Here is a 15356-nt window from a genome sequence, read left to right on the forward strand (position 1 = left end):
TCTGGTCAGCGGGGATTCCTGGAGATCTCACCGCGTCCGGTGGTGACCCACTCCGTCGCCAGGACTCTTACGGAGTCGGGTGGAGGAGCGTAAGAGCCGCTCACGCAATGAACGGAATAATGGTTGTCCCCATTTATATGGGATATCGTCGAGCCGTGGAGCTGACGGTCGGGGAATTGTCCAGGCGTAGTGGTGTGGCCACCTCGACCCTGCGCTTCTACGAACGCAAGCAGCTCATAGTCAGTCGCCGTACGGCGGGCAATCAGCGACGTTACTCACGTGACACCCTTCGCAGGGTGGCCTTTATCCGTGCGTCCCAGCAGCTGGGGACCTCTCTTGCGGAGATCGGCTTCTACCTGTCCCTCCTTCCCGAGGGGCGTACGCCGACACGGGAAGACTGGGCCAAGCTTTCGGAATGCTACCAAAAAGACCTGAACGGCCGAATCCAGCGTCTTGAGTGGCTCCGCGACCGGCTCGCCGGATGTATCGGATGCGGTTGCCTGTCCCTGGGGCTGTGCAAGCTGGTCAATCCGGATGACTGTCTCGGGGAAAACGCCTCGGGGGCGCGCAAACTCTATGAGCCGTGATCGAGGATCACATGCCGGGGGGCTACGCCGGAAAATCGTAATTTAGAGCCTTGTCAAGCTCACGGTGCGTTTCTCGGACTTGCGTGGCCAGGTGGTGGGTGAGGAGCCGCAGCCCCTCGGTGACGCGCTCGGCGCGGATGGAGCCGTAGCCGAGCACCAGCCCGGAGCGTGACCGGTCCTCGGCGCAGTACGCCTCCAGACTCTCGACGGCGACGCCCGACGCGCGCGCCTCCGCCGACATCCGGCCGAGATCGACGGGCACATCGGGCCTGAGCCTGGCGCACAGGTGCAGACCCGCGGCCGACGGCACAGGCTCGAACCAGTCGCTGAGGTCCCCGCGCAGCGCCGTGAGGACGCGTTCGCGGCGGTCCGCGTAGACGCGGGTCGCCTTGCGGACGTGCCGGGACAGTTCGCCCGAGTCGATGAATCGGGCGAGCGCGGCCTGTGCGGCGTGGTCGCCCTGCCAGTCGGTCAGCCGCCTGGCCGCGCGCAGCGCCGGGCGCAACGAGGCCGGGGCGACCAGGAAGCCGAGCCGCAGCATCGGCAGCAGCGTCTTGGAGAACGTGCCCACATAGACGACCCGGCCGTCCCGGTCGAGGCTCTGCAGCGGGTCGAGAGGACGCTGACCGAAGCGGAACTCGCTGTCGTAGTCGTCCTCGACGATCACGGCGTCGTGGCGCGCGGCCCAGTCGAGCAGTGCGGCCCTCCGCGCCGGGGACATCGGCGTGCCCAGCGGGAACTGGTGCGACGGGGTGACGTGGACCAGCCGGGTGCCGGACGGGAGCGCGTCCACGTCGAGTCCTTCGTCGTCCACGGGCACCCCGCTGACCCGGGCGCCGAGGGAGGCGAACAGCAGCCGTGCCGGGGGATAGCCCGGCTCCTCAACGGCCACCCGGTCACCCGGCTCGATGAGGATTCGGCCGACGAGGTCGAGGGCCTGCTGCGCGCCCTGGGTGACGACGACGTCCCCGGCGTCGGCGCGCACCGAACGGGACAGGCCGACGTGGCGGGCCACGGCCTCCCGGAGGGCGGGGTGGCCCGCTGGCTCGCCGTACCCGGAGGTTCTGACCGTCGAGGCGCGCAGTTCGGCGGCGAGAAGGCGGCGCCAGGTGGCGAGGGGGAAGAGGTCACCGTCGGGTCTGCCGACCCGGAAGTCGTAGCGAGGGGGTTCGGAGCTTTCCGCGGTGTCGGGGAGATCGTCCCAGAAGGGGCGGGGACGCACCCCACGGCCCTGCGGGGCGCCACGCCGTACGGCTCCGGCGGGTGTGGTGGGTTCGGCGACGAAGGTGCCCGCGCCGACGCGGGGGAGGAGGAAGCCCTCGGCCGTCAGCCGTTCGTAGGCCGTGCAGGCCGTGTTGCGCGAGACGCCGAGGCGGCGGGCCAGCTCCCGCGAGGGCGGCAGCCGCTCCCCGGGACGGAGCCTGCCGTCCAGGATCGCCTCGCGGAGCTGCCGGTAGATGCGGGAGGCCAGGTCGCCGGGGCCGTCCAGGCTGACGTGCGGGTCCACGCGGAGACCCTACATTGGCTCTTTCGGTTTCCGGGGAATTGGCCCTTCTGGGGAGCCAATCGAGGCCGTTGGATGGACTCGCCCAACGGGGAAACAGCCGAGGAGTTATGTCTTGACCGTCGCCGACATGTGGTTCGACCCGAAGTGCCCCTGGGCGTGGAACACCTCACGCTGGCTGCTGGAGGTCGAACGCGTCCGTGACGTGGAGGTCCGCTTCCACGTGATGAGCCTGTGGCTGCTCAACGAGGGCAGGCAGGGCCTGGAGGAGTGGTACCGGCGCTGGCTCACCGACACGCTCGGCCCGGTCCGGGTGCTCGTCGCCGCCGAGCAGAAGTACGGCACGCCCGTCCTGCGCGACCTCTACACCGCCTTCGGCGACCGGATCCACCATGGGAAGGTCCCGATCGGTCCCGGCCTGTACGGCGACGCGCTGGCCGAACTCGGCCTCGACCCGGGACTCGCCGAGGCGGCGGAGAGCACCGACCACGACGAGGCCCTCCTGCTGAGCCACCGGGCCGGTCTCGACCCGATCGGTGAGGACCTGGGCACCCCGGCCATCCACGTCCCCGGCCCCGACGGGCGGGTCAACGCCTTCTTCGGGCCGGTGGTCAGCCCGGTGCCGCGTGGCGAGGCGGCGGGCGGGCTCTGGGACGGTGTGCTGCTGGTCTCGGCGACCCCGGGCTTCTTCGAGCTCAAGCGGAGCCGTACGGAATCTCCCCGGGTCGACTGACCCGTTGCCTCCGCGTGACCGGCCACGCGGATGATCGCCCTTTCGTGGACGGGGGGAGTATGACGCGATTACCCTCCTCGGTATGACCAAGCGGATCACGATCTCCCTGCCCGACGACCTCGCCGACGAGGCGCAGCGCTCGGGCAACGCCTCCGGCTACATCGCCGAGGCACTGCGGGAGCAGCGTCGCATCAGGGAGGGCATGGCGGCCCTGGAACGGCTGTGGGGTCCCGGCTGGCAGGACGACATCACCGACGCCGACCGGGAGCGCGCCAACCGCCTGTTCGGCTCCGCACGGGAGGTCGCGTGACCCCGGACGTGCGGGAGGCCGGGTGACCCCGGAGGACGACGGTCTGACCGGCCACGTCCTCGATCTCGACGCGGTCTGCCATCTGCTCGACGTCAGGAGCAACTACGGGCGTGAGATCGTCCGTCAGTCCGTGCTGCGCAACACCACACTCCTGCTGCCCGCGGCCGCCGCGCAGTGTGTGACGGCCCTGCGGCCCGAGCAGGCCGAGGCCCTGCTCGGGGTGCCGGTGGTGACGGTGGGGAGCCTGACGGCCGCCGACGTCGCGCACGCCGCCGGGCTCGGCCCGAGGATCGCGGCCAACCTGGAACGGCACACCCCGGGCCCCGTCGCGGGAACCGACCTCGTGGCCGTTCTCGCCGCGGCCCATGCCGTACTGCTGGCCGAGTCCAGAGGCGGCTGGCGCGTCATAACCCCGGCCCCTCACCTCTACGACGACATTCCCGGCGTCCGGCTGGAAATCCTCCCCTGATTCTCCCGGCCGATTCCCCGGGTTTCCCTCCAGGGAGGGAAATGTTCGGCTTTCCTGTCCTTGGGTCTTTTCCGATGAGAAGGGTGTGGGGTGCCGGTCGAAGCCCGACGTCACGTGGGGCGGAGGGGTGCGCACGCTCCGTCGCGGCGCATTCCCTGAATGTACGGGGACGTAATGGGGTTGTGGTGTTCACCGGTATTACCGCACGTGTTCACCTTGAATGTGAGAACACCTGGAAGGCCTCGCGTCAATATGGTGTGATAAATCTTACAAGGGGGTCGCTTTTAATATTTGAAATGTGATCATTGCCGATGAATCGCCCTGTGTGGGTGTATCCGTACCGATCGGAGTTCATCGGAATGCAGCTCAGGCGAAACCTCTCCTTGGCCGCCGCGTCGATACTCGCCGTGGTCGGCCTGGTCGCCTCACCCCCCGCGGCGTCGGCCGCCCCGCCGGACGGCGGCCAGTCCAGTGTCACCTCCGACGTCTTCCCCGGCGCCAGACTCGGTGAGCGCGTCGGCCCCAAGGCCGTCAAGGACACCGGGAAGAACGCCGAGAAGCAGGAGGAGACCGCACGGGTCAGCCCCCAGCTGGTCGCCTGCGACGGTGACGGCACCAGCGGCAAGCGCGTCGAGACCCTGTACGTGCGCGAGGCGACGATGCCGGACCGCTACGCGCAGCTCCTGCCCATGTTCCGGGCCTGGCTGGCCAACGCCGACGACCAGTTCAACGACGCCGCCGCGACCTCCAACCGCAGCAGGCACATCCGGTACGTCACCACGGCGGTCAGCGGCGGCTGCGTCCCCGTCGTGCGCAACGTGGTGGTGCCCGCCGGTTCGCTGGCCACCTTCGACGCCGGAAAGACCGCCCTGCAGGCCCTCGGCTACAACAGCAACGACCGGCACTACCTCATGCTCACCGAGGCCACGGTGATCTGCGGTGTCTCCGACATCAAGAACGACGACCTGACCACCGGGTCGACCAACCTCAACAACGGCCTCGCCTTCTCCCGGGTCGACGCCAGTCCCAACTGCTTCGGGGCGAACGCCATCGCCCACGAACTGGGGCACAGCTTCGGCGCCGTGCAGCTCAGCGCGGCCCACTCGGACGGCTCCTGGCACTGCCTCGACCAGTGGGACATCATGTGCTACGGCGGCACGCCCACCTGGAGCTGCCTGCAGTGGAACGACTACCGGCTGCCCGACTGCAACCGGGACGACTACTACAACGCGGTCCCGACCGCCGGGAGCTACCTGGCCACGCACTGGAACGTGGCCGACAGCGCCTACCTCATCGCGGGTTCGACGGCCGACAGCGACCCCCATCCCAAGGTGGGCAACACCTACGTCATAACGAACGCCTCGACAGGGGGCGCGCTCGAACCCATCGGCGGCGCGACCACGGCGCTGACCGAGCTGAGCCAGCGCACCCGGGTGGACACCCCCAGCCAGAAGTGGCTGATGAGCTACAACACCGGACTGCAGTTCATCAACGTCGGCAGTCGCCTGTGCGCCGACAGCGCCTACAGCGGCACCACGCCCGGCACGACGCTGCTGCAGTACTACTGCAACGGCCAGGACGGCATGCGCTTCGCCTACCTGCAGACCGGCACGAACACCTACGCGATCTTCGACTGGCTCTCCGGGCTGGCGCTGACCGCGGGCGGCGCCTACCCGGCGGCCGTCACGCAGCAGACCTACACCGGCGCGGCCAACCAGCAGTGGGTGTTCAACCAGGTCACCGACGCCTCCCCGGTCAACGGCACCTCCTACTACCTGAACGGGTTCGCCAGCCACGACAACGTCGAGCCCGCCGGCGGTTCGACCGCCTCCGGCGCGCTGGTCACGCACAACGCGCCCTCCGGGGCGACCAGCCAGCGCTGGACCCTCCAGGCCAGCGGCTCCTACTGGAAGCTGGTGAACGTCAACAGCGCCAAGTGCCTCGACCTCGTCACGGCGAGCACGACCAACGGCACCCAGATCAGGCAGGCGACCTGCGGCAGCGGGACCAGCCAGCAGTGGACCCTGCAGAGGGTCGCCGACGGCACGTTCTACCTGGTCAACCGCTACAGCGCCAAGGTGCTCGACGCGCCGTCCGGCAGCGGGACGACCCTCGACCAGCAGACGATCACCGGTAACAACGACTCCGGCGCCGGAGTCATCGCGGGCAACGAGATCTGGTACCTCAACCAGGTCTGACCGGGATCCGTGCGGGCCGTCCGCCCCTCCCCGGACGGCCCGCACGGTCACGCGGTTACGGGTTTCCGCCATCGAGGTCGGAGGATCGCCTCCATGGTCACCACCCCGGGGCCCGCCTAGCGTTGCGGGCATGATCAGACTCAACGGCCTGCGCAAACGGTACGGCGACCGGACGGTGATCGACGACCTGTCCCTTGAGGTCAGGCAGGGCGCGGTCACCGGGTTCCTCGGCCCGAACGGGGCGGGGAAATCCACGACGATGCGCCTGATCCTCGGACTCGACCACCCGACCTCGGGCACGGCGCTCATCGGCGGCCTGCCGTACCACCGGATCAGGAACCCGCTGCGGACGGTCGGCGCGCTGCTGGACGCGCGCGCCCTGCACCCCGGGCGCAGCGGCCGGGCGCACCTGACGGCACTGGCCCGCAGCAACGGCATCCCGCGCCGCCGGGTCACGGAGGTCCTGGAGACGGTCGGGCTCGGGCAGGCGGCGCGCAGGCGGGCGGGCGCGCTCTCGCTGGGCATGAGCCAGCGGCTCGGCATCGCGGGCGCCCTGCTCGGCGACCCCGAGGTGCTCATGTTCGACGAACCCGTCAACGGCCTCGACCCCGACGGTGTGCGCTGGGTGCGCGACCTGATGCGCTCCCTGGCCGACGAGGGCAGGACGGTCTTCGTCTCCAGTCACCTGATGAGCGAGATGCAGCTCACCGCCGACCACCTCGTGGTGATCGGCAGGGGACGGCTCATCGCGGACGCGCCGCTGGCCGAGATCATCGCGCGCGGCTCGCTGGGCGCGGTGGTCGTCCGCACCCCGCACACGGACGACCTGGCCGTACGGCTCGGCGCCGCGGGCCTGCACTGGGAACGGCCGGGGGAGAACGAGCTGGTCGTCACCGGAGCCACGGCGGAGCGCGTCGGCGACCTGGCGCACGAGGCGGGCATCAGGTTGCACGAACTACGCCACCGCGAGGCCTCCCTGGAGCAGGCCTACCAGGAACTGACGGCCGACAGCGTCGAGTACGGCGTACGGAAGGGGCGGGCGTGAACACGTGGGTGAGAGAGCTGGCTCAGGCGATCGGCGGCGAGTGGGTGAAGCTGCGCTCGGTCCGCTCGACCTGGTGGTGCCTGGCCTGCACCACGGCGCTCATGGTGCTCGGCTCGCTGGCGATCGGCGGCGGGACGGCGACGGAGATGGTGCGCCGGGACCTGGCCGGCACTCTGTCCGCCAGCGACCCGGTGACCTCGGCGACGGCGTTCGCCCAGTTCGGTCTGGTCGCGCTGGCGATGCTGACGATCACCCCCGAGTACGCCTCGGGAGGCATCAGGACCACGTTGCAGGCGACGCCGATCCGGGGCCGGGTGCTCGCCGCCAAGGCACTGGTACTGGCGCCGGTGACGTTCGTCGCCGGGGTGGTCGCCGCAGGTGTGGCGACGGCGGTGGTCCACCTGGTGTTGTCCGCGGAGGTGTTCGGCGGCCGGGTGACGGCGCCGCCCGCCGAGGTCGTCCCCGACCTGCTGGGCGTGGGCGTCTTCCTCGCCCTGGTCTCGGTGACGACGCTGGGCGTGGGAGTCGCGACGCGCAGCGCGGCGGGCACCCTGACCACGGCGTTCATGCTGCTGATGGGCGCGCCGCTGCTGCTGGTGATGACGGGCACCTCGATCGGCTTCGAGGCCTCGCTGCGCATGCCGCTGTTCGCGGGCCTGGCCTTCATGGGCAGCTCGGACACCCCGATGGGCGGCCCGGTGCCCTACCCGGCCACGCAGGGGCTGGTGTGGCTGCTGGTCTGGACGGCGGCCGCGACGGTCGCCGGCTATGCCGTACTGCGCCGCAGGGACGCATAGACTGCGCGCCCGTGTCAGGTAACCGGATCACCCGCGCCCTGGTCGGGGTGCTCGCGGGCGCCGTGCTGGGCCTCGTCGAACTGCTCTTCCTCTGCGCGGCGGCGCTCGTCCACCCGGTGCCCGCCGTACGGCCCGGCGTCGAGCGGATCCTGAACCGGCTGACCGCCCTCGAACGGGCGAGGCTGGCCGCCTGGTTCGACCACGAGACGACCGGGCACCCCCGGCGGGACGGCCGTCGCTATCTCGCCGTCCGCGCCCTCTTCGGTCTCCTCGCCGGGTACGGCAGCGCCGCCGGGCTGTTCCTCGGCGGGCTGTTCCTCTTCGGCGGCCTGTGGAACCTGGCCGGGGACAGGGCGCGGGCCGTACCGGTGCACCTGCCGGGGGTGCGGCTGGTGACCAGCGACGGGGTGCTCGGCCTCGCCGGAGGGACGGTCGTGCTGGCCCTGACCGTGCTCTGGCTTCTCGCCGCGGGGGCCGTGGAACGGCGCCTGGCCGACCGCTTCCTCGGTCCCGGCACGCGGGAGTTGATGCGCAGGCGCATCGCCGAACTGACCGCGACCCGCTCGGGCGTCGTCAGGGCCGTGGACGACGAACGGCGCAGGATCGAGCGCGACCTGCACGACGGCGTGCAACAGCGGGGCGTCGCACTGGCCATGCTGCTCGGCCGGGCCCGGGGCAACCCCGACCAGGCCAGGACCGCGGCGCTGGTCGAGGAGGCCTACGCCGAGTCGCGCCGCCTGCTCGACGAACTGCGCAGCGTGGCCTGGCGGATCTACCCGACCGCCCTGGACGAACTCGGCCTGCGCGCCGCGCTCGCCGGCGTCGCGGAACGGTCGCAGGTGCCGGTCACCGTGCACTACGGGCTGGCCGGGCGCCCCGCCTCCGCGATCGAGACGGCCCTGTACTTCGTCGCCAGGGAGGCGATCACCAACGCCGTCAAGCACGCGGACGCGCGTGAAATCCTGGTCGTCGTGGCCGAGGACGAACGGACGGTGAGCGTGACGATCTCAGACGACGGAGCGGGTGGCGCCGACCCCTCGGGCGGCGGACTGTCCGGCCTGGCCAGGCGGGTCCTGGCGCTCGACGGCACCTTCGACGTCCACAGCCCGCCCGGCGGGCCGACCAGGGTCGTCGCGACGCTGCCGAGGGACGTGCCGTGCGGCTGATCCTGGCCGACGACTCGGTACTGCTCCGCGAGGGCCTGGTCCGGCTGCTCGACGAGGCCGGGCACGAGGTGGTCGCGGCCGTCGGCGACGCGCGGGCGCTGCTCGACGCCGTCGAACGGCACCGCCCCGACGTGGCCGTGATCGACGTGCGGATGCCGCCGACCCACACCGACGAGGGGGTGCGCGCGGCCCTGGAGATCCGTGGGCGCAGGCCCGAGGTCGGTGTCCTGCTGCTGTCGCAGTACGTGGAGAAGACCTACGCCGCGACCCTTCTCTCCGGGGCGGGCGGGCGGGTCGGATACCTGCTCAAGGACCGTGTCTCCGAGGTCGCCGACTTCCTGGAGTCGCTGGAGCGGGTGCACGCGGGCGGGACGGTCTTCGACCCGGAGGTGGTGCGCCAGCTGCTCGCCCGAACCACCCGCACCGACCCGCTGGACGGCCTGAGCGGGCGCGAGCGCGAGGTGCTCGGTCTCCTGGCGCAGGGCTTCGTCAACGCGGCGATCGCCGGACGCCTGCACGTGTCACTGAGCACCGTGGAGAAGCACATCAACGCGATCACGGACAAACTCGGCCTGCCGCGCGACCCCGGCTACAACCGCAGGGTGCTGGCGATCCTGCGCTACCTCGACGACTGAGTACGGCCCGGCCGGGGAAACGCGGATGCCGCGCCCGATGGGTCGGGCACGGCATCCGGTTCATCTCCTCGCCCCCTGAAGGGGGCCGGACCCGTCAGGGCACCACCTCGTCACTGAACGGGGTGCGGTTGCCCGGATGGACAGGCGGTGGGAGCGGGCAGCGGTTCAGCCGACCCTGCTGGGCCCTGCGGTCCAGGCGACTCCGCTGGGGCCCGCGGTCCAGCCTGCCCCGTTGGGTCCCGCGGTCCAGCCGACTCCGCTGGGCCCTGCGGTCCAGCCGGGATTGTGAGGCTCGCAGGGATTGTGGGGCTCGCAGGGCTTGCGGGGCTCATGGGGCTTGTGGGGCCCATGACACCGAGGCTTCTCAGGTACATGACACCCAGGAGGTCCCTCGGGCCCTTCGGGTCCTCTGGGTCCTGCGGGTCCTCTGGGTCCCTCGGGTCCTTCAGGACCAGTGAGGCCTGTGGGTCCTGCGGGTCCTTCGGGTCCTGCGGGTCCTTCAGGACCAGTGAGGCCTGTGGGTCCTGCGGGTCCTTCGGGTCCTGCGGGTCCTTCAGGACCAGTGAGGCCTGCGGGACCTGCGGGACCTGCGGGGCCGGCAGGACCTGCGGGGCCGGCAGGGCCTGCGGGACCGGTGGCTCCGGCGGGGCCTGCGGGACCCCGCGGTCCGGCCTCGCGACCGGCAGGGCCTGCGGGTCCTGCGGGGCCTGCAGGACCGGCGGCTCCAGCGGGCCCGGGAGGTCCAGGAGGCCCGGGGGGCCCAGGAGGTCCGGCAGGCCCGGGAGGTCCGGGAGGCCCACCCGGGGTTCCGGGGACACCCTGCGGTCCCTGAGGGCCTCGGGGCCCTGTCTTACCGTCGCGTCCATCCCGGCCATTGTGGCCATCCCGGCCATTACGGCCATTGTGGCCGTTACGGCCGTTGTGGCACCTGCAATGCCTTCTCCAGCACCCACACCATCTGGAGGAGAGGCTGCCGATATGGAAAGTCTCACCGCGCGTGGCGAGGCCCGCGGGCTTGCCCTGCGGGGCGCTTTCCGAGCCAGGGGTCGCGGCGTTCGCCAGCGACTGGGAGGCAAGCGTGAGGAAAGTACCGATTGTCGCCGCCGTGGTGATCAATCCCCGTACGTACCTGCTGGAGTCGACGGTGGAAGCCCGTCTGGTACCACTAGAAGTCATCGCATTCCATGTCGTTGATGATTTCGGATACATGATCCGCCTGATGGCGGCAGGGGTGAAGTACCCGGTGATCGTTACAGTGATGCTTTTGGTTTATTAACGAAGATCAAAGAATTGACTGGTGTGTTCTGTCGCTTATTTCGGCTTCTTGTGTCATATGGAAGGTGGATTTTATCCATATTTCTTGGATGGTCGCAGTTGTCGCCCAGCAGGAGAGATATGTGTGGATGGCGTGATAAATCACCCAGAGAAAAGCCCGGCTACCGGAGGAAGCCGGCGCCGGGCATGTGGGCCGGACGGAAGCCAGGAGGGCCCAGGAGAGCTCTAGGAGGGTTCTAGGAGAGCATCGCCAATGGGTTGGCGACCGGGACGTACCCGGCCCGGCGGTCGGCCGAGCGCGCCCACCGCACCGAGAGGTTGGCCTTGGCCGGCAGCGGCGCCCCGGCCAGCAGGTCCGCCAGCGGACGCGGCCACCCCCTGGAGCCCGCGTATCCGGCCAGCACCTCCCCGGCGACCGCCCACAGCTCCCGCACCGGGCCGTCGCCCGCCAGAGAGGCGGCGATCTCGGACAGATGGTTGACCATCAGGCAGTAGACCACCCGGTCCCACCCCGGCCCGGGATCGTAGGTGAGCGCCTCGGCGACCCGCGAGGGCAGCCCGGACAGGTCGTGCCTGCCCGCCACGAGCTTGGTCCCCTCCAGGTCGCGGAAGACCGCCTCGACCGGCGACCCCGACGCGTCCACGCCGACCAGCACGTTCTGCAGGTGCGGTTCGAGCACCACGCCGTGCTCCAGGTAGGCCTCAAGTACCGGGGGCGCGACGCACTCGACATAGGCCCGCCACCAACCGGCCGGGTCGGCGGGCCCGGATCCGGGCACGGCCAGCGCGCCACTCAGCAGCGGGGTCACCCCCGGCCTGCACACCGACCACGGGCTGGTACGGATGATCACACCGAGCCCTTCGAACAGCCGGGTGCCCAGGTTCGCCGAGCGGTAGCCGGGCTCGCTCAGCCAGCGCGTCCCGGGGAAGGAGGCGGCCAGGTCGTCGAAGACCGGCCCGAGGCGCCGGGTCAGCTCGACCGCTCCGGCCAGTTCGTACCACGCGTTCTTCCTGACGCAGTTGGTGATCCGCACATCCAGGCTGAACTTCAGGCACCGGTCGATCCCGGGGTCGTAGACCGTACGGACCGAGGAGGTGGGAACCGCGGGGCGGGAGCCGTACCCCAGGTCGACCAGGCGGCCGTCGGCCAGCGGCACGGCGAGGTCGTCGGCGAGCAGGTCGAGCTGCCACGGGTGCGCGGGCAGGATCGTGTACCCCTCGGGTGCCGGGCCGAGCTCGTCGAGCCGCCCGGTCTCACCCGCCTCGGCCAGCACGTCGTCGCGGACCCCGAGCAGCCGGAGCGGGAAGCTCGCGTGCGCCTCGGGCGCGTAGCGCAGCCAGCCCGACCCGTCGTGGGCCTTGGGACTCGGATGGAACGGGTGCCCGAAGACCAGCCGCTGCTCGGAGGCCAGCCACGGGTCGGCCGGTTCCCGCCCGCTCCGCCTGGCCGCGAGCAGCGCCGCCATGGCCCGCCTGCTCGCGCCGACCTGGGCGGCGAACTCCTCGTTCGTCCCGCCCAGCTCGCTCTCCACGAGCCCGACGAGCCGGTCGACGTCGAGCGGGCGCCAGGCGCCCCCGTCGAGCCAGTCAGGGCGGCCCGCCAAGCGCAGCGCGAGCCCGCCGTGCGTCCTGGCCCGCAGCACGGTGCCGCCGACCCGCAGCAGCACGTACGGCTCGGCGTGCCAGACCTGTCCGCGAGGCCCGGCGACCTCCCTGACGCAGCAGCGCAGCAGCGCGGCGAGCGTCGCCTCCTCGGCGACGGCCGCGGGGGAGACGGCCGCGGAGCAGGGGTCGAGCGCGAGGCCGGTCATGGAATCCTTCGCATCGTCATGTTCTGGATGGCCGCAGGAAGGTGGCGCAGGTAGTTGGGCCCGCTGGTGCCGTAGAACTTGTTCACGTCACGGGCCCCGGTACGCGCCTTGTCGACCAGGGTCCCGGCGACGACCATCGACTTGCCGACGAGCCTGGCCGCCCCAAGGGTCCTGGCCCGCAGCAGCCGGGCCATCGGGTCGTCGCCGTACTCGGCGAGCGCCTCCCCGAGCGTGTCGCGGACCAGCAGGCGGGCCCGCGCCGGCGGCAGCGCGCAGAAGGCGACCGCCGCCGCGGCCAGGTGCAGCGTGATCGTCACGAACACGTCGGCGAGCGCGTGCGGGTCGTCGGTCAGCATCCGCTCGTCGGTGAAGTCCGGCACCGCGACGCCCTCGGCCAGCAGCCGGTCCGGTGAGGTCAGCAACCCGTCGTTGTCCTTGACGAGCAGCCTGGCCGGACCGTTCCCCAGCACCAGGGCCAGGTTCTGCTGGTGGGCCTCCAGGGCGGTGCCGTACCGGACGAAGAGCCGCACCTGGAAGCCGAACAGCAGCCTGAGGTAGGCGCCGAGCAGCGCCGTGACGTCCCCGCCGTACCACCGTCCGGCCAGCTCCTCCACGACGGGCGCGCCCCGGGGGTCGGCGCGGGCAGCGCGGCCACCGGGACGATCTCGCCGGGCGGCAGGCGGCGCAGGAGCCAGCCGAGATACTCGTGGTCCGCGTGACCGTAGGTCTGCTCGTCGGCCAGCAGCACCCCCGGGTGCGGCAGCCGCCGCAGCAGCAGCTCCGCCCTGGCGCCGTCGGCGAGCGTGCCCGGCTTGATGGAGCGCCGGTTGCGCAGTCCCAGCGTGCTGGTCGGCAGCGGCAGCTTCACGTGCGTGCCCGCGTCGAGCGCGACCGTGCGCGTCGACAGCGTCGGCCTGACCTCCAGGCACGGCCGCGCCCCCACGACCGCCCACGGGATCTCCTCGACCACGGGAACGGTGAGCGGGTGCACGGGGAAGAGCACATGTGTGCGCGCCAGGGACGAGGGCAGCCCCACCTCCGCGAAGCCCGGCGCGTACGGCATGGCCGCGCCGCGCGCCCGTTCCCGGGGCACGGCCGCCCAGCGCAGCTCGAAGGAGGGCGCGAACTCCGGCGCGTAGGCCGTCAGCTCGTCGTCGGACAGCCCGTTCCTGCACCGCGCCGTCGGATAGACCGGATGGTCGACGAAGGCGGCCAGCGTCTCGTACCGTACGGCGTCCAGCCGCTCCCCGGGCCCGGCGGCGGCCAGCAGGCCGAGCACCCGCTCCCGGTGGGCGGCGTGCAGCTCCAGGGCGCGCAGCGCCTGCTCGCACTCCTGGGCGAACGCCTCGATCCCCGGGCCGTCCTCCGGCGGGGCGACCTCCCCGAGGGTCAGCAGGACCTCGCGCAGGCCGAGCGTCTCCTCGGGGGCGACCACGAAGTCCTGGAAGAGCGACCCCGGCACCAGGCGCACCCCGCGCCCACCGGCCAGGGCCAGGGTGACGCCGCCCCTGTTCCCGGTGATCCGCCCGGCCAGGCCGCCGTAGTCCTCGCGCAGCAGCGCGTCCAGGACACGCGCGGCGAGGTACCGTTCCCGCGCGGTCACGCGATCACCCACGGTCTGTCCGCCGCGAAGGCCGTCAGGGCGGCGTCGACGCTCACCCGGTCGGGCCCGATCGCGCGGACGACCCCCAGATAGTCACGGTTGGTGTTGGTCGGTTCGATCCGGTCGCCGACGGCGCGCAGCGGCCGGTGCCAGAGCCTGACCCGGGCGCCGGGGGAAGGGGCGACCGCTCCCGGAGCGGAGACGACGGTCCCGGCCCGCTCCGCGACCACGCTCAGCGCGGTCCCGTGCTCCCGGGCACCGCCCAGGTCCCCGGCCGGCAGGCCCAGGTGGACGCCGAGGATCCTCTCGAACAGCGGAACGCCGAGCAGGTTGCCGAGCAGGAGGTCGCAGTGGTCGCCGATCACGCGGTAGTTGACCTCGATGATCCTGGGCCCCGCCTGCGTCATCACGTACTCGGTGTGACAGGCCCCGAAGCCCACGCCGAGCGCGTCCAGCGCCCGCAGCACATGGCCTGCCGCGGGCGGAGGCTCCCAGTCGAGTCGTTCCTCGACGAAGTACGGCAACGGCCCGAGCGTCGTCCTGAAGCCGCCGAGCACCCGTGTCCCGCTCCCGTCGCCGAGCGTCTCCAGCGTGTGCAGTGGGCCTTCGAGGTACTCCTCGACGACCAGCGCCTCACCGGGCCGTCTGGCGCCGATCGCGTGCAGGACCTCTTCGAGCTCACGGTCGTCCCGCACCAGGACGACGTCCTCGCTGGCGACACCCTCGCGCGGTTTGACGACCGCGGGAAACGGCACGTCCCGGGGTACGGGGTCGCCGGGGGCGAGCCGTACCGAGCGGACGGTCTCGACGCCCGCCTCCGCCAGGCGCGCGCGGGTGAGGGCCTTGTTCTTCGCGGTGACGCAGGCCCGCCAGTCCTTGCCAGGCAGGCCGAAGTAGGCCGCGGCCAGGGCCGTCTCGGCCTGCAGGTGGTCGGAGTTGGAGAAGATCGCGCCGGGCGTGTGGTGGCCGGAGACGGTGTCGATCACCGCGCGGGCGTCACGGACGTCGCAGCCGAGCACCTCGGCCCCCGAGTCCCGATGGTGCTCCGGTCTGTCGGTCAGAACGGTGACGTCGCAGCCCAGCGCGCGTGCCGCGGGCAGGAATCCGTCGGTGACCGAGTCGGTCGGCTTGAGCGCGGTGAGGTACAGCCGCATGGGACCCCCGGAATCAGGTAAGCCTAACCTAACTCGCCGCATCCTAGCCGCACAGAGATCATGTCGCTC

Annotated in this window: 15 protein-coding genes; 10 read left to right on the plus strand and 5 right to left on the minus strand. The window is 71.4% G+C overall.

Annotated features, from left to right (window positions below):
- Positions 1–137 precede the first annotated feature (137 nt).
- Positions 138–587: a redox-sensitive transcriptional activator SoxR gene (soxR, locus tag ACFOYY_RS38280; protein WP_352016275.1), complete on the plus strand. Its 450-nt coding sequence runs from the start codon at positions 138–140 to the stop codon at positions 585–587.
- Between the two features lie 22 nt (positions 588–609).
- Here the strand turns inward: soxR and pdxR are convergent, their stop codons facing one another.
- Complete coding sequence (gene pdxR, locus ACFOYY_RS38285; RefSeq protein WP_386196143.1) at positions 610–2094, minus strand: MocR-like pyridoxine biosynthesis transcription factor PdxR; 1485 nt, start codon at positions 2092–2094, stop codon at positions 610–612.
- 127 nt (positions 2095–2221) lie between these two features.
- On the opposite strand from pdxR, the gene ACFOYY_RS38290 reads away from it, so the two are divergent.
- The 9 genes from ACFOYY_RS38290 to ACFOYY_RS38330 all read left to right on the plus strand — a co-directional run bounded on the left by ACFOYY_RS38290 (position 2222) and on the right by ACFOYY_RS38330 (position 10720).
- The gene (locus tag ACFOYY_RS38290) at positions 2222–2824 is read left to right on the plus strand and encodes a DsbA family protein (protein WP_352016274.1); all 603 of its coding nucleotides are present in this window, start codon (positions 2222–2224) and stop codon (positions 2822–2824) included.
- Between the two features lie 82 nt (positions 2825–2906).
- Positions 2907–3134, plus strand: a complete 228-nt coding sequence (locus ACFOYY_RS38295; RefSeq protein ID WP_352016238.1) for a hypothetical protein — start codon at positions 2907–2909, stop codon at positions 3132–3134.
- A gap of 22 nt (positions 3135–3156) precedes the next feature.
- Entirely contained in the window at positions 3157–3603 is a 447-nt protein-coding gene (locus tag ACFOYY_RS38300; RefSeq protein ID WP_362776455.1) for a hypothetical protein, read from the plus strand.
- A gap of 359 nt (positions 3604–3962) precedes the next feature.
- Positions 3963–5801, plus strand: a complete 1839-nt coding sequence (locus ACFOYY_RS38305; protein WP_352016236.1) for an RICIN domain-containing protein — start codon at positions 3963–3965, stop codon at positions 5799–5801.
- A gap of 130 nt (positions 5802–5931) precedes the next feature.
- Positions 5932–6846: an ATP-binding cassette domain-containing protein gene (locus ACFOYY_RS38310; RefSeq protein ID WP_352016235.1), complete on the plus strand. Its 915-nt coding sequence runs from the start codon at positions 5932–5934 to the stop codon at positions 6844–6846.
- On the plus strand, positions 6843–7643 hold the full coding sequence (locus tag ACFOYY_RS38315; protein ID WP_352016234.1) for an ABC transporter permease: 801 nt from the start codon (positions 6843–6845) through the stop codon (positions 7641–7643). Before ACFOYY_RS38310 ends, ACFOYY_RS38315 begins: the two co-directional genes overlap by 4 nt.
- An 11-nt stretch (positions 7644–7654) precedes the next feature.
- Complete coding sequence (locus tag ACFOYY_RS38320) at positions 7655–8809, plus strand: sensor histidine kinase (protein ID WP_386196147.1); 1155 nt, start codon at positions 7655–7657, stop codon at positions 8807–8809.
- Positions 8800–9444, plus strand: a complete 645-nt coding sequence (locus tag ACFOYY_RS38325; RefSeq protein WP_352016232.1) for a response regulator transcription factor — start codon at positions 8800–8802, stop codon at positions 9442–9444. The genes ACFOYY_RS38320 and ACFOYY_RS38325 overlap by 10 nt, the downstream gene beginning before the upstream one ends.
- Before the next feature lie 1078 nt (positions 9445–10522).
- Positions 10523–10720, plus strand: a complete 198-nt coding sequence (locus tag ACFOYY_RS38330; RefSeq protein ID WP_362776448.1) for a hypothetical protein — start codon at positions 10523–10525, stop codon at positions 10718–10720.
- A gap of 235 nt (positions 10721–10955) precedes the next feature.
- On the opposite strand, the gene ACFOYY_RS38335 is transcribed toward ACFOYY_RS38330, so the two are convergent.
- Genes ACFOYY_RS38335 through ACFOYY_RS38350 form a run of 4 tightly spaced genes read right to left on the minus strand, consistent with a single transcriptional unit; the run spans position 10956 to position 15287 of the window.
- Positions 10956–12530 carry an IucA/IucC family protein gene (locus ACFOYY_RS38335; protein WP_386196149.1) on the minus strand — a complete coding sequence of 525 codons (1575 nt, stop codon included), beginning with the start codon at positions 12528–12530 and terminating at the stop codon, positions 10956–10958.
- The gene (locus ACFOYY_RS38340; RefSeq protein WP_386196151.1) at positions 12527–13060 is read right to left on the minus strand and encodes an IucA/IucC family C-terminal-domain containing protein; all 534 of its coding nucleotides are present in this window, start codon (positions 13058–13060) and stop codon (positions 12527–12529) included. The genes ACFOYY_RS38335 and ACFOYY_RS38340 overlap by 4 nt, the downstream gene beginning before the upstream one ends.
- Positions 12946–14145, minus strand: coding sequence for an IucA/IucC family protein (locus tag ACFOYY_RS38345; RefSeq protein ID WP_386196153.1), 1200 nt, complete (start codon positions 14143–14145; stop codon positions 12946–12948). The genes ACFOYY_RS38340 and ACFOYY_RS38345 overlap by 115 nt, the downstream gene beginning before the upstream one ends.
- Positions 14130–15287, minus strand: coding sequence for an ATP-grasp domain-containing protein (locus ACFOYY_RS38350; RefSeq protein ID WP_386196154.1), 1158 nt, complete (start codon positions 15285–15287; stop codon positions 14130–14132). Before ACFOYY_RS38350 ends, ACFOYY_RS38345 begins: the two co-directional genes overlap by 16 nt.
- Positions 15288–15356 lie beyond the last annotated feature (69 nt).

The organism is Streptosporangium jomthongense, assembly GCF_042650425.1.
GTDB lineage: Bacteria > Actinomycetota > Actinomycetes > Streptosporangiales > Streptosporangiaceae > Streptosporangium.

Excerpts from the sequence above, each read along its gene's own strand:
- soxR (WP_352016275.1), top strand. The coding sequence starts at position 138 with ATGGGATATCGTCGAGCCGTGGAGCTGACGGTCGGGGAATTGTCCAGG.
- ACFOYY_RS38290 (WP_352016274.1), top strand. The coding sequence starts at position 2,222 with ATGTGGTTCGACCCGAAGTGCCCCTGGGCGTGGAACACCTCACGCTGG.
- ACFOYY_RS38295 (WP_352016238.1), top strand. The coding sequence starts at position 2,907 with ATGACCAAGCGGATCACGATCTCCCTGCCCGACGACCTCGCCGACGAG.
- ACFOYY_RS38305 (WP_352016236.1), top strand. The coding sequence starts at position 3,963 with ATGCAGCTCAGGCGAAACCTCTCCTTGGCCGCCGCGTCGATACTCGCC.
- ACFOYY_RS38310 (WP_352016235.1), top strand. The coding sequence starts at position 5,932 with ATGATCAGACTCAACGGCCTGCGCAAACGGTACGGCGACCGGACGGTG.
- ACFOYY_RS38335 (WP_386196149.1), bottom strand. The coding sequence starts at position 12,530 with ATGACCGGCCTCGCGCTCGACCCCTGCTCCGCGGCCGTCTCCCCCGCG.
- ACFOYY_RS38350 (WP_386196154.1), bottom strand. The coding sequence starts at position 15,287 with ATGCGGCTGTACCTCACCGCGCTCAAGCCGACCGACTCGGTCACCGAC.